Annotated in this window: 11 protein-coding genes; 6 read left to right on the top strand and 5 right to left on the bottom strand. The window is 47.6% G+C overall.

Annotation, left to right across the window (positions count from 1 at the left end; translation table 11 throughout):
- The 4 genes from AC4E7D_RS05185 to AC4E7D_RS05170 form a co-directional block, all read right to left on the bottom strand.
- Positions 1 to 266: diacylglycerol kinase family protein (locus tag AC4E7D_RS05185; RefSeq protein WP_490172748.1), on the bottom strand; the 266-nt coding region annotated here is incomplete at its 3' end.
- Complete coding sequence (gene tpx / locus AC4E7D_RS05180) at positions 259 to 765, bottom strand: thiol peroxidase (RefSeq protein WP_490172747.1); 507 nt, start codon at positions 763 to 765, stop codon at positions 259 to 261. The genes tpx and AC4E7D_RS05185, both read right to left, overlap by 8 nt.
- Positions 766 to 851: 86 nt before the next feature.
- The gene (nhaC, locus tag AC4E7D_RS05175; protein ID WP_490172746.1) at positions 852 to 2,336 is read right to left on the bottom strand and encodes a Na+/H+ antiporter NhaC; all 1,485 of its coding nucleotides are present in this window, start codon (positions 2,334 to 2,336) and stop codon (positions 852 to 854) included.
- Between the two features lie 71 nt (positions 2,337 to 2,407).
- A complete protein-coding gene (locus tag AC4E7D_RS05170) occupies positions 2,408 to 3,628 on the bottom strand; it encodes an aminotransferase class I/II-fold pyridoxal phosphate-dependent enzyme (protein ID WP_490172745.1) in 1,221 nt (406 codons plus the stop codon).
- Positions 3,629 to 3,784: 156 nt separating this feature from the next.
- Here AC4E7D_RS05170 and AC4E7D_RS05165 point away from each other — a divergent pair, with 156 nt between their 5' ends.
- Positions 3,785 to 4,243 carry an Lrp/AsnC family transcriptional regulator gene (locus tag AC4E7D_RS05165; protein WP_490172744.1) on the top strand — a complete coding sequence of 153 codons (459 nt, stop codon included), beginning with the start codon at positions 3,785 to 3,787 and terminating at the stop codon, positions 4,241 to 4,243.
- A gap of 139 nt (positions 4,244 to 4,382) precedes the next feature.
- A complete protein-coding gene (lpdA, locus tag AC4E7D_RS05160; RefSeq protein ID WP_490172743.1) occupies positions 4,383 to 5,786 on the top strand; it encodes a dihydrolipoyl dehydrogenase in 1,404 nt (467 codons plus the stop codon).
- A gap of 36 nt (positions 5,787 to 5,822) precedes the next feature.
- On the opposite strand, the gene AC4E7D_RS05155 is transcribed toward lpdA, so the two are convergent.
- Positions 5,823 to 6,989, bottom strand: a complete 1,167-nt coding sequence (locus tag AC4E7D_RS05155) for a heparan-alpha-glucosaminide N-acetyltransferase domain-containing protein (protein ID WP_490172742.1) — start codon at positions 6,987 to 6,989, stop codon at positions 5,823 to 5,825.
- 115 nt (positions 6,990 to 7,104) lie between these two features.
- Between AC4E7D_RS05155 and AC4E7D_RS05150 the strand changes: the two genes are divergently transcribed.
- The 4 genes from AC4E7D_RS05150 to AC4E7D_RS05135 form a co-directional block, all read left to right on the top strand.
- The gene (locus tag AC4E7D_RS05150; RefSeq protein ID WP_490172741.1) at positions 7,105 to 7,641 is read left to right on the top strand and encodes an NADPH-dependent FMN reductase; all 537 of its coding nucleotides are present in this window, start codon (positions 7,105 to 7,107) and stop codon (positions 7,639 to 7,641) included.
- Between the two features lie 84 nt (positions 7,642 to 7,725).
- Positions 7,726 to 9,033, top strand: a complete 1,308-nt coding sequence (gene tilS / locus AC4E7D_RS05145) for a tRNA lysidine(34) synthetase TilS (protein WP_490172740.1) — start codon at positions 7,726 to 7,728, stop codon at positions 9,031 to 9,033.
- Positions 9,033 to 11,030, top strand: coding sequence for a protein-disulfide reductase DsbD family protein (locus AC4E7D_RS05140; protein WP_490172739.1), 1,998 nt, complete (start codon positions 9,033 to 9,035; stop codon positions 11,028 to 11,030). Before tilS ends, AC4E7D_RS05140 begins: the two co-directional genes overlap by 1 nt.
- 52 nt (positions 11,031 to 11,082) lie before the next feature.
- On the top strand, positions 11,083 to 13,081 hold a 1,999-nt coding region (locus tag AC4E7D_RS05135; protein WP_490172738.1), incomplete at its 3' end, for a penicillin acylase family protein.

Raw genomic sequence — 13,081 nt, 5'->3', positions numbered from 1 at the left:
TGCTGATCGTATTGCGGTTGGATATAATCAGCTATTTTTTCAATTGCTGTATTCAGCCCTTCCACCCCGAGGACCAGTGCTATGGCGAGTACCTGAACGATCCATTCTGTGGTACTTATCTCATAATAGAAACCCGCGGCCGTGACCAACAGGGCAATGACCACCTGTATTTTAATGCTGCGCTCTGTCCTGATGAGAAATAGGGCCCCGCGTAAGGCAAAACCAACGCTCTTGATCCTGTTCTTGAGGAATCCTTCCCTAGGCATCCATTAAGGCCTCCAGTGCGGCTTTGTAGTTAGGTTCGTCTGCGATTTCAGATACTTGTTCTGTGTAGATAACCGTACCTTGTGTGTCGAGAACGACAACTGCTCTGGAATGAAGGGGTTGTAATGGCCCGTCTGCAAACTCCAAGGCATAAGCCTTCCCGAAGTTCCCATCCCTGAAATCAGAAAGCATTTCCACATTGTTGATACCTTCTGCGCCGCAAAATCTCGCCTGGGCAAAAGGCAGGTCTTTTGAGATGCACAATACCTTGGTGTTGTCCAGTTCAGCTGCCTCCTGATTGAATTGGCGTACGGATTGGGCACAGGTGCCTGTATCGATACTTGGAAAGACGTTCAGGACGAGTCGAGTTCCAGCGTAATCCCCGAGGGATGCAGACGAAAGGTCGTTTTTGATCAATTTAAAATCGGGAGCCTTGCTGCCTATTGCGGGCAGGGAGCCTATTGTGTTTATCGCATTTCCTTTTAAAGTAACAGTTGCCATAGTAATAACATTTTAGAACTGTGAAATTAAAAAATCTACAGGGAAAAGGAATGACTTTTTATGTAAAATTAGGATGAATTTTTCCCTTAACGCACCGCTGCCTGCAACTGTTTGATCTTAATGCCCAGGGCAGCAAAAAACAAGGTGGTTATAGGGCTCAGCCAGTTGAAGATGGCAAAGAAGAAATAGTCGGCAACAGACACTCCCAACACCCCGCTATGATAGGCACCACAGGTATTCCAGGGAATGAGCACGGAAGTTACCGTACCGGAATCTTCCAGGGTACGGCTCAGGTTCTCAGGCGCCAGCCCCCGGTCTTCATAGGCCTTGGAAAACATTTTACCGGGCACTACGATAGCCAGGTACTGATCAGAAGCGGTCACGTTCAGGGCCAGGCAGCTGCCCACTGTGCTGGCGAACAGGCCAAAAGTGGTCTTGGCCAGGCCCAGTAAGCTTTTTGTAATGCGTGAAAGGGCGCCTATCCCATCCATGATCCCGCCAAAGACCATAGCACAGACGATCAACCAGATGGTGCTGAGCATCCCGGCCATACCTTTGGCCGAGAACAGTTCATTTAATGCCGGATTATCAGTGGCTACAGAGGTTTTGATGGTGATCGCATTTAAAATCCCCATATAGGCCGATTCAAACGTCAGCGTATCAGCACCAGTAATACTCGCGACGATCCCGGGCTGAAAGATCAGGGCGAAGACGCCACCTAATAAGGTGCCTATAAGCAGGGCAAGCAGGGGTGGGGCTTTGCGCACAATCATAAAAATGACGATCACAGGAACTATAAACAACCAGCCGTTGACGTTAAAGGTGCCGGAAATGGAGGCCAGTATGGAATCGGTATCAGCAATGCCTGTGGTTTCCAGGTTGAAACCAATGATAAGGAATACCAGCAGGGTAATGCTTATGGTTGGCACAGTAGTATAGGTCATGTACCGGATATGACCAAAAAGCTCTCCTCCCGCCATGGCTGGGGCGAGGTTCGTGGTGTCGCTGAGCGGCGACATTTTGTCCCCGAAATAAGCTCCCGAAAGCACAGCGCCGGCCGTCATGCCAAGGGAAATCCCCAAAGCGTCGCCAATACCGATCAAGGCAATACCGACGGTAGCTGCAGTGGTCCAGCTACTCCCGGTAGCTATGGAAATAATGGCACTGATCACCACACAGGCCCCAAGGAAAATGGTTGGGTTGAGAATTTGAAGTCCGTAATAGATCATGGCCGGGATAATCCCGCTGATCAGCCAGGTGCCGGCAAGGGCACCTACCATGAGCAGGATTAAAATAGCGCCAGTCGTAGATTTGACGTTTTCGGCTACTTCGGCCAGCATCTGTTTGTAAGTTACCTTATTGAAAAAGCCCACAATGGCGGCAACGGCGCCCCCCATGAGAAGAATAAACTGATTGGATCCGCCAATGGCATTGTCGCCAAAAACGTAGACATTGTAGGCAAGCATTCCAACGAGGGCAAAAACAGGGATCAGTGCTTCCCAGATATTGAGTTCCCGGTTTTCTACTATGTGTTCGTCCTGTCTGAGTTTGCTCGAGGGCTTTTTCGCCATACCTAGGGGATTAGTTTGCAGGTAATATTACGATTTTGACAACGGTTCTGCAAACCCTCCCGGCAGGTGTACTAAACGATGGCCGACTTAGGGTCCAGGATATCTAATGTCTCCATACAAGACTTCATGGTCTGGTAGGTGCGCTCAATATCGTCGTCAAGGCCAATAGAGAATCGGACGAGGCCGTCAGAAAGGCCCATTGCGTCCTGCTCCTCTTCGGGGATCTCGGAGGAAGTAGAGGTGCCCGGGGCACTGAACAGGGTTTTATAGAAGCCCAGGCTAACGGCCAGGTAACCCAGGTTTTCCTTTTGCATGAGTTCCATAAGCGAATTGGCCTTCTCCAGGCTACCCACATCCAGGGTCATAATACCCCCGAAACCATATTCGGGAACCATTTGGGATTTCATCAGGTCATGCCCTTGGTGCGATGCCAATCCCGGGTAAACCACCCGCAACCCGTCACTTTCAAATCGCTCAGACAGATAGAGGGCATTGTAACTGTGTTTTTGCATTCTCAGGTGAAGGGTTCGCATATTTTTAAGGATGGAAGCCGCCCGGATACTGTCCAGCGTACTGCCCAGTAGCATTCCAGCACCACTATTGACATCTTTGAGGGAAAGGCAGAACTCTTTGCTGGCACATACAGCACCGGCTACACAGTCACTGGTTCCATTGATGAACTTAGTTAAGCTGTGCACCACAATGTCAGCGCCCAGTTTGGCAGGGGCCAGTGATAACGGAGAAAAGGTGTTGTCTACCACCAGGGGAATATTGTATTTTTTGGCTAAACGGGAAAGCTCCTGTATATCTGCTATTTCCAGCAGGGGGTTACTCACCGATTCGCAATAGATCATTTTTGTGCCCTCCTTGATAGCATTCTCAACGGCTTCCAGGTTGGTGATATCCACAAATGAAGTAGAAATTTCAAATTTTTTGATAAAGTTTTTCAGGAACGCATAGGTACCTCCGTAGATGGTGCGGCTGCTAACGATATGGTCCCCTGTTCCGCAAAGTTGTAAAATTACAGCAGTGATCGCCCCCATGCCACTGGCAGTCACATTGGCAGATTCGGTTCCCTCCAGAGCGGCCAGGGCTTCACCCAGGTACAGGTTAGAAGGGGAGGAGTGCCTGCTGTAGAGATAACAGCCTTCGGTGTTCCCCTCAAAAGTATCGAACATGGTTTTGGCTGAGAGGAAGGTGTAGGTGGAAGAATCTGAGATCGAGGGGTTAACCCCACCAAATTCACCAAAGTTGTGCAAGTCGAGGATGCGGTCGGATGCCTTGTGTGCCATATCGTTCTTATTTTATTAGTATAAAAATAATCAATAGCTGGTATATAATCAATTATTATCATTAATTATAGATAAATAATCTATAAATATTAATATATATAGAATAAAAGTCTATTTTTAAGTTTTAAACCACGTATTTTCTGAAAACGATTCAGTATGAAATTGGATAGCACGGATACGCAGCTCTTAAATTTGATCCAGGCCAATTGTAAACAGACGACCAAAGCCTACGCGCTTGCCCTGGGACTGTCCTCAACGGCTGTGTACGAGCGTATTAAGCGCCTGGAGCGCGAGGGTGTAATACGGGGGTATGTGGCCTTGCTCGACAAAAACAAGATCAATCGCGGGTTTACTGTTTTATGTCATGTTAAGCTCATTCAGCATGTGAAGGAAAATGTTCAGCAGTTTGAAAAGGAAGTGCTGAAGCTAGAGGAAGTCTCCGAATGCTTTCACGTGAGTGGGGATTATGATTATATTTTAAAAATTCACGTTCAGGACATGCAAGCCTACCGGGAGTTCATGGTTACCAAACTTACTGCCATACAGAACATCGGGAGCACGCAAAGTTCCTTTGTTATCAGTGAAGTAAAGCATACCACAGCTATTCCCCTATAGCTTGGTTTTTCTTTCACTCTCGCGATCTTTGGAATACGGCCATTTTGCCTTTGATTAACCGGCATCCGCAAAAACATTTGTATTTTTGCTAACTGATAATTTTGATTATTTAAACCGCAAACACCTATAATTACTCCTTATGAATCAGTATGACGTTGCTGTAATCGGTTCGGGCCCGGGAGGGTACGTAGCCGCTATACGATGTGCACAATTGGGAATGAAGACCGCCATTGTTGAAAAGTACCCGACTTTGGGGGGGACCTGTCTTAATGTGGGTTGCATCCCTTCAAAGGCACTGCTGGATTCCAGCCACCATTACGAGGATGCGGTGAAGCATTTTGAAGAGCATGGGATAGAAATCCCAGGGGAAGTCCGGGTAAATCTGGAGAAAATGATAGCCCGGAAGCAAGCCGTAGTAGATCAGACCACCAAGGGGATACAGTTTCTCATGGATAAAAACAAGATCGATGTCTACCAGGGAATGGGCAGCTTTAAGGACGCCACCCATATTGCCGTGCAGCAGGAAAAAGGTGAAACGGTAATTGAAGCCAAGAAGACCATCATCGCAACCGGTTCCAAGCCAGCCTCATTGCCCTTCATAACCCTCGATAAAGAACGCGTCATAACCTCTACAGAAGCCCTCAAGCTCACCGAAATCCCCAAGCATATGGTAATCATTGGAGGGGGTGTCATTGGCCTCGAACTGGGACAGGTATACCGCCGACTTGGGGCTGAAGTTTCAGTGATCGAATTTATGGATCGTATTATTCCGGGAATGGACGGCGCACTGTCCAAGGAACTGATGAAGGTCCTCAAAAAGCAAAAAATCAAGTTCTACCTTTCTCATAAGGTGAAAGAGGTGAAAAGAAAAGGGAAGGAAGTTCTGATCAAGGCCGATGATAAGAAAGGACAGGAAGTGAGCTTTACCGGAGATTACTGCCTTGTTTCTGTTGGCCGGAAACCCTACACCGAAGGGCTTAATGCGGCAGCGGCAGGAGTAACACTCGATGATAAAGGTCGTGTGGAGGTTAATGAACACCTGCAAACTTCTGCACCTAACATTTATGCGATCGGAGATGTGGTCAGGGGAGCAATGCTGGCCCATAAAGCAGAAGAGGAGGGGACAATGGTCGCTGAAATCCTGGCCGGCCAAAAACCGCATATCGACTACAACCTCATACCAGGAGTAGTGTACACCTGGCCTGAAGTTGCTGCTGTAGGCAAGACCGAGGAAGAATTAAAAGAAGCTGGTATTCCCTATAAAGCAGGCCAATTTCCAATGCGAGCCCTGGGCCGTTCCCGGGCAAGTATGGATATCGATGGTTTTGTGAAGATCCTGGCGCATAAAGATACAGATGAGGTCCTTGGGGTACATATGGTGGGCGCACGCTGTGCCGACCTGATCTCTGAAGCAGTGACCGCCATGGAATTCAGGGCCTCTGCTGAGGATATCGCCAGAATGAGCCATGCCCACCCCACCTATGCAGAAGCAGTTAAGGAAGCGGCACTGGCCGCAACGGACAACCGTGCACTTCACGTTTAAGGTCTGGGGTATTTTTTCGAAGCATAAGAAGCTGGGTTATCCTACCCGGCTTCCTTTCAGGAATTTGGAAATATAAGCCTTTACAAAATAAAAGGAGGCTTCAAGGGTGGTCCAGGTAAGGAACCTGATCTGACCCAGTTTCACTTTTATCTGGTCTTCATGCTTAGCGTAGAGTAGAGATGTATAGCTACATAAGACCATAAAGGCTACCGCCCCGGGTATGACCACCTCAGGAGCAAGGGAATGGTGGAAAAACCGATACAGGCCCATTCCGGTGAAACTTCCATAAAGGATAATAAAGTGGATCACGTAGATCGACAGCGTATTCTGCCCGATCTTGAGGATAAGCTTGCTGGTGACCAACTGCCGGAAGAGCATAAAAACTGCAAACACTACCAGCACATCGCCCATCCTAATGAAGAGGTAGTTATTGGAATAAATCTGCTTAAACAAAGAAAGGCCTGTATTTTCATACAGCGCGAAAAACAGGGGCGATGAATAGAAAATCAAACCCAGTCCGGCGAGGGCAGCGAGGGGTATGGCCCAGTTGTACACGTGTCTGTAATCTTTAAATCGGGTGAAAACAACGGACAGTACCGCTCCGAAAGCCGTATAGCCAAACCATGGGACTATGGTAAATACCGAGCCATTGGCCCTGGTAAAATAATTGGCCAGTGCTTCAGGTAATAAGGGATAGCTCCATGTTTTATACAGGGGCTCAAAGGCAAATAAAGCAAAGGCAATAAGCAACAACAGCCCGGGGAAAACAATTCGTGGTTGTCGGTAGGTGATCAAATACACCGCAACAATGCCCAAAATAGACAACCCTATAATGTGTAAAACATCTACTAGAAAAAAGGCATCGTACACCTGGCCTTTCAGGAGACCAAAAAGATTAAGCCGCAACAAATACCCGATAAACAAGAGTTGTAATCCCCTGCGAATACCTTTTTTTACCCGAGGATTGCTAAACCCTGTCTGGGGCACCCTGATGAGCAGGTAGGTGAAAATGAAACCTGAAACGGTAAAGAAGACAGGCGCTGTTATTCCGCGGAAATATTTCCAGACGGTGTAGACCGAGCTCCCTGGGTCCCGAAAGGCATTATCAAGCAGTCCATCTACAAAGTGGCCCTGGAGCATCATAAGAATCGCCCAGGCGCGCATGGCGTCAATAAAAAAGAGTCGTGCCGATCTGTTATTCATTGTGGTATATACTCCTGTACACCCCGTTTTGGATGTTAACGCGGGCAAAATTAGGGAAATAAGTACCAAAACCATTTCATTTATGATAATTTTGCCCACCTAAAACCACATATTTATGGCGACTATCCTTGCTTTTGCAGGCAGCAATTCCTCAACTTCCATCAATTATCAATTGGTCAAACACACGGTGAGTGCATTTGACACTGACAAAATTCAGTTGATCAATCTGGCCAATTATCCCTTTCCCATGTATAGTGAAGACCACGAGCGTGAAAAGGGGTTTTCAAATTCCCTGGTAGAATTCCGGGACGATATCAAAAAGGCAGATGCACTTATCCTCTCTGTCAATGAACACAACGGAAATCCTTCGGCCTACTTTAAAAATGTGCTGGACTGGCTGTCTCGCCTGGATCGCAATTTTTTGGAGAGCACTCCGGTACTCTTGATGTCAACCTCCCCGGGAAAGCGCGGTGCCATAGGGGCCCTGGGAGTTGTTGAAAACATGCTGCCCCGTTTTGGTGCAGAAATAATTGCCACCTTTTCCCTTCCTTCCTTTAACCAGAATTTTGATAAGGAAAAGGGAATTAAGGATGCCGAGCTTCGTGACAAACATAAGGAGGCTATCACCGCACTCAAGTCTGCAATTGCCTAGGTCGCCATCTGGCATTTGCCTATCTTGCATGATGTAAAGCCCCCAGCCCTTTCATGGCCGGTTTATGCAGAAGAATTTAAGCAGGTGTTAGCCCAATTCAAAGCACATATTCAGCAGCATTTCCCAGAACTCCTGGAGAGCAAATTTCTCCTTGCCTGCAGCGGAGGAATAGACAGTGTGGTGCTCGTACTATTATGTCACGAACTGAACTTAGATTTCAGTATTGCCCATTGTAATTTTGGCTTGAGGGGGAAGGAAAGCGAGGAGGATGCAGAATGGGTAAAACAGTTAGGTAAAAAAATTCAAAGATATACCTACATAAAACGCTTTGAAACAGATGATTATGCTTTTAAAAATAAAGTTTCAATTCAAGTAGCGGCACGAGAGTTACGCTATGCCTGGTTTGAGGAATTGAGACAAATCCACCAACTGAAGTACTGTATTACAGCGCATCACGCGGACGATAATCTGGAGACGTTTTTGATCAATTTGTCACGGGGTACAGGACTGCGGGGGTTAATGGGGATACCCGAAAAAACGGAAACCCTGGCCCGGCCATTACTGAAATTCAGCAGGGAACAGATCGAACAGTATGCCGCCCAACAACATCTTGAGTGGAGGGAGGATCGGTCTAATCTCGACAAAAAGTACCTGAGAAATCAGATCCGTCATGAGGTGGTACCCTCCCTAAAGAAGACCCATCCGGAGTTCATGCGTAATTTTGAAGCTTCGCAGGGATATTTGCGCGATAGTCATGCCATACTTGAGGAACATTTCAATGCTGTGCGGACCTCCTGTTTTACCCAAGTGGATGGGGCCACAAGAATTGATCTGGAGAAATTAGAGAAATACGCACCCATAAAGGGATATCTGCATGGTTTATTTGGTAAATATGGCTTCAGGGAGTGGGGCGATGTGGAAGGACTTCTGAGCGCCAGCCCCGGCAAACAGGTATATTCTGCGACGCACCGCCTGGTAAAGGGGCGCGGCTACCTGGTCCTGGAAGAAAGGAAGGAGGTGGATCATGAAACGTACCGATATACCCTGGATACAAATCAAATTAACGAGCCGGTTTCGCTGCGACTGGAAGAAGTTGAGGTTATGGGGGAACCCTCTGAAAGCATACTATACGCAGATAAAGAAACGTTAAAGGAGAGCATAAGCATACGAAAATGGAAAAAAGGGGATTATTTTTATCCTTTTGGAATGAAGGGTAAAAGGAAACTACTCTCCAAGTTTTTCAAAGATGAAAAAATGGACCTGATCGCTAAAGAAAACCAATGGTTGTTGTGCTCAAATGGCGCCGTAGTATGGGTCATTGGCCGGCGGGGAGATCATCGTTTCCGGGTGACATCAACTACCCGGAATATCCTAAAAATATCACTGCTGTAATGAAACCGAAATTCATTTTTATCCTCTTCTTTTTGGTTTTTGGCCTGACATGGGCACAAACCGATCAGGAACCCGCTGTGTGGCAACATGAGGTCAGGGAGTTAGGGGATGGGGAGTATGAATTGGTCTTTTCCGCAAAAATCGCCCCCGAATGGCACATCTATTCCCAGCATACGGCTGAAGGCGGCAGTCTGCCCAGTGAATTCACCTACCTAAAAGCTGGGGAGGACTATGAGTTGCTGGGGCCTACTCTTGAGAGTGAAACCGAAAAAGCCTATAGTGAGATCTTTGAGGTTGAAGAGACCTTTTTTAAAAAACAGGCCATATTTACCCAGCGTATCCGGCTACTGGACCTTGAAGTACGGCAAATAGATGTTGAGCTCTTCTATCAGATTTGCAAAGAGGTGTGTATTCCGGAAGAAATCCTTTTTCAGGTCACATTGGATGGGGGAGAGGCTGTGGCTGAAGAAGTTGCTCTTGACGAACGCAGTGCAGCTTTGGGGGCAGCCCTTAAGTTGGATTTGAAGAACAAGGACCTCCTCACCGCCGGGACAACGGCCGATACTAAGGCCCGGACGGGCTTTTGGGGTATTTTTGTACTTGGATTCCTGGGGGGATTGATTGCCATACTAACACCCTGTGTATTTCCTATGATTCCACTCACCGTTTCCTTTTTTACCAAACAAAGTGGAAACCGGAGGAAGGGTCTGGGGAATGGTATCCTGTACGGCTTCTTCATCGTTTTGATCTATGTGTTGCTCAGCCTGCCATTCCATTTGTTCGATTCGGTGGATTCCCAGATATTGAACACCATTGCCACGAACGTCTGGCTGAACCTGCTCTTCTTTGTGGTTTTTGTTGTTTTCGCCTTCTCCTTCTTTGGCTATTATGAGATTACACTACCCAGTTCCTGGGCAAATAAAATGGATGCCTTTTCCTCCCGTACCGGGGGTGCTTTGGGCATCTTCTTTATGGCCGTTACCTTAGCCATTGTATCATTTTCCTGTACGGGTCCCATCCTTGGTGGATTATTGGGGGGTACGGCCCTGTCTGAAGGGGATGTAGCGACCAACCTGACTGCCGGAATGCTTGGCTTTGGCCTGGCCCTTGCCCTGCCTTTTGCCCTTTTTGCCATTTTTCCTGCCTGGTTGTCCGGACTCCCGAAATCAGGAGGTTGGATGAATACAGTAAAAGTAGTTTTGGGATTCCTGGAGCTGGCCCTTGCCTTTAAGTTCCTGTCCAATGCCGATCTGGTTGGTAATTGGGGGCTGCTGAAACGAGAGGTCTTCCTGGGGATATGGGCGGTATTGTTCCTCTTTATGGCGCTTTACCTGTTCGGTCTTTTCCGGTTTACCGATGAAGGCCCAAAAAGAAAATTGTCCCCCATTAGGTTAGGGGTGGGTGTTATATCCCTGGCTTTTACCGCCTACCTGGCTTTAGGGTTATTCAATTACAGCAACCTTAAATTGCTTAGTGGTTTTCCCCCTCCGGATTTTTATACGCTAGCTGAGCAGCAATCGGATTGCCCGCTGGGGATAGAATGCTTTAAGGATTTTGAAGAAGGGGTAGCTCATGCCAAACAGGTAAATAAACCTATTCTCCTGGATTTTACCGGCTGGGCATGTGTGAATTGCCGGAAAATGGAAGAAAATGTGTGGAGTGAACCCGATGTATTCCCCCTGCTTGACAAAGAATATGTACTCATATCCCTCTACATAGACGATCGCAAACCCCTTCCGGAAGAGGAACAATTCCTGTTTAGATTCGATTCGGGGCGGGTCAAGGCAATTGAAACTATAGGGGAAAAATGGGGGACTTTCCAGACCGTCAATTTCAGTACGGCTTCACAACCCTATTACGTAATCATGACTCCGGAACTTGAAGTGTTGAATTCGGCTATTCAGAATACAGACAGCGACACCTACAGGGCATGGCTCCAAACCGGATTAAAACGCTTCCGGGCAAAAACTACTGCTGCTTCCATAAGGGTCCCCTGAGGGTTTTATTATCCCACTTTATCCGCTATCTTTAGTTCCAAAGAACACCGAAATGAAAAAACTCAAAATTGCCGGGTGGGTGCTCCTGTCACTCGTTATCCTGATTGTCCTTTCCGGATTTGTGGTAATGCAGACCTTAAAACCGGATTATGATGGTGTCATAGATACTCCAGGCCTCAATGCTGAAGTAACCATCTATTATGACGCCTACGGGATTCCCCATATTTATGCAAAGAATGAACAGGATGGGTTCAGGGCCCTGGGATATGTACATGCCCAGGACCGGCTCTGGCAAATGGAATTGCTACGGCGTATAGCACGTGGGGGATTATCTGAAGTATTTGGAAAGGACCTGGTGGATACAGACAAGTTTTTTCTATCCCTGGGGATTGATGAGGCTACAAAAAAGACGCTGGCTACAGTAGATCAGAATAGCCCCATATTCCTGGATGCACAGGCCTATCTCGATGGGGTAAACCAGTTCATTGAAGAAGGTCCCACCCCCATAGAGTTCCACCTGACCAGCCTGGAGAAACAGCCGTTTACCCTGGAAGATGTTTACAATACCATCGGTTATATGAGCTTCAGTTTTGACATGGCCCATAAAACTGATCCCCTGCTGACCAATATAAAAAACAAACTGGGACCAGACTATTTGGAAGATCTCGAAATAACTGTGGATACCAGTACGGTTTGGATCCAAAACTACAAATCGCAAACTGACCTCATTCCCGCCCAGGCTATTACGGCGGTGAAGCAAGCCTTGGACAAACTGCCCGTACCACAGTTTATAGGGAGTAATAGCTGGGTGCTCGGGCCCGGGAAGACCAGGAATGGCAAGGTAATTCTGGCCAACGATCCCCATATTGGTTTTGCACAGCCCTCCGTCTGGTATGAAGCCCATGTAGTGACCCCTGAATATGAAAAGTATGGGTATCACCTGGCGGGTGTCCCGTTTCCTTTGCTGGCGCACGACCGAAAGATGGCCTATGGTTTGACCATGTTCGAAAATGACGATATTGATTTTTACGAAGAAGAGCTCAACCCGGATAATGCAGAAGAATACAATTCAGCTGAAGGCTGGAGACCGCTTGAGGAGATAACTAAAAGCATCAGGGTGAAGGACAGTACTGCCATTTCATTTACCTATAGAAATACTGCACATGGACCGCTCTTAAACGGGGTGCTTACCCCGCTGGACAGCCTGACTCCGGTAAGCATGTCGTGGATCTATACGAAGTTGGAAAACAAGGTGTTGCATGCATTGTATGGTATTAGTCATGCCACAGATATTGAAGAATTCAAATCGCACCTTCCCAACATCCACGCCCCGGGCTTAAATGTCATGTACGGGGATGCCGAAGGCAATGTCGCCTGGTGGGCTACCGCCCGGTTATATGAAATGCCTGACAGTGCCAATACAAAACTGATTTTACCTGCCAATACAGAAAACGAGCCCTTGCGGTACCTGGATTTTGATGAAAATCCATCTGCGGTGAACCCACCCTGGGGCTACGTATACTCTGCAAATAACCAACCAGATTCAGTGTACGGACTTAGAATACCGGGCTACTACCTCCCCGAGAACAGGGCCAAACGGATCGTGCAATTGCTGGATCAGAAAAGTGATTGGGACCGTGAAAGTGTAGGGGATATGATCCTGGATGTTACCTCCCCGGTGAATCCCGGAGTTGCGGCTATACTGGCGGATTTGATGGACGTAAATGAAGTTGGGGAGCCTCAGCAGGAGATGCTGGGCCAGCTTAAAGCCTGGGATGGGGACTATCATCTGGAAAGCCGTGAAGCTACCCTTTACCATCGCTGGATCTACTACCTGCTGAAAAACACGCTCGAGGATGAATTGGGGGAAGAGATGTTTGATCAGTTGCTCGCTACCCATTTCCACAAGCGCATGATTGCCCCCCTGGCAGGGAAAGAACAGTCGGTTTGGTGGGACAATAAGGAAACGGAAGGCACCCTGGAAACACGACAGGATATAGTAGTTAAGGCATTTGATGACGCCTGGGCTTCCCTGGTGAACGATCTGGGAC

The sequence above is a fragment of the Lentiprolixibacter sp. genome (assembly GCF_982873095.1).
The sequence above is the reverse complement of the archived record's forward strand: the minus strand, read 5'-3'. Positions and strand labels throughout refer to the sequence as shown.

What these genes read in the sequence shown, in the direction of transcription:
- tpx (WP_490172747.1), bottom strand. Translation starts at nt 765, where the DNA reads ATGGCAACTGTTACTTTAAAAGGAAATGCGATAAACACAATAGGCTCC.
- nhaC (WP_490172746.1), bottom strand. Translation starts at nt 2,336, where the DNA reads ATGGCGAAAAAGCCCTCGAGCAAACTCAGACAGGACGAACACATAGTA.
- AC4E7D_RS05170 (WP_490172745.1), bottom strand. Translation starts at nt 3,628, where the DNA reads ATGGCACACAAGGCATCCGACCGCATCCTCGACTTGCACAACTTTGGT.
- AC4E7D_RS05165 (WP_490172744.1), top strand. Translation starts at nt 3,785, where the DNA reads ATGAAATTGGATAGCACGGATACGCAGCTCTTAAATTTGATCCAGGCC.
- lpdA (WP_490172743.1), top strand. Translation starts at nt 4,383, where the DNA reads ATGAATCAGTATGACGTTGCTGTAATCGGTTCGGGCCCGGGAGGGTAC.
- AC4E7D_RS05155 (WP_490172742.1), bottom strand. Translation starts at nt 6,989, where the DNA reads ATGAATAACAGATCGGCACGACTCTTTTTTATTGACGCCATGCGCGCC.
- AC4E7D_RS05150 (WP_490172741.1), top strand. Translation starts at nt 7,105, where the DNA reads ATGGCGACTATCCTTGCTTTTGCAGGCAGCAATTCCTCAACTTCCATC.
- AC4E7D_RS05140 (WP_490172739.1), top strand. Translation starts at nt 9,033, where the DNA reads ATGAAACCGAAATTCATTTTTATCCTCTTCTTTTTGGTTTTTGGCCTG.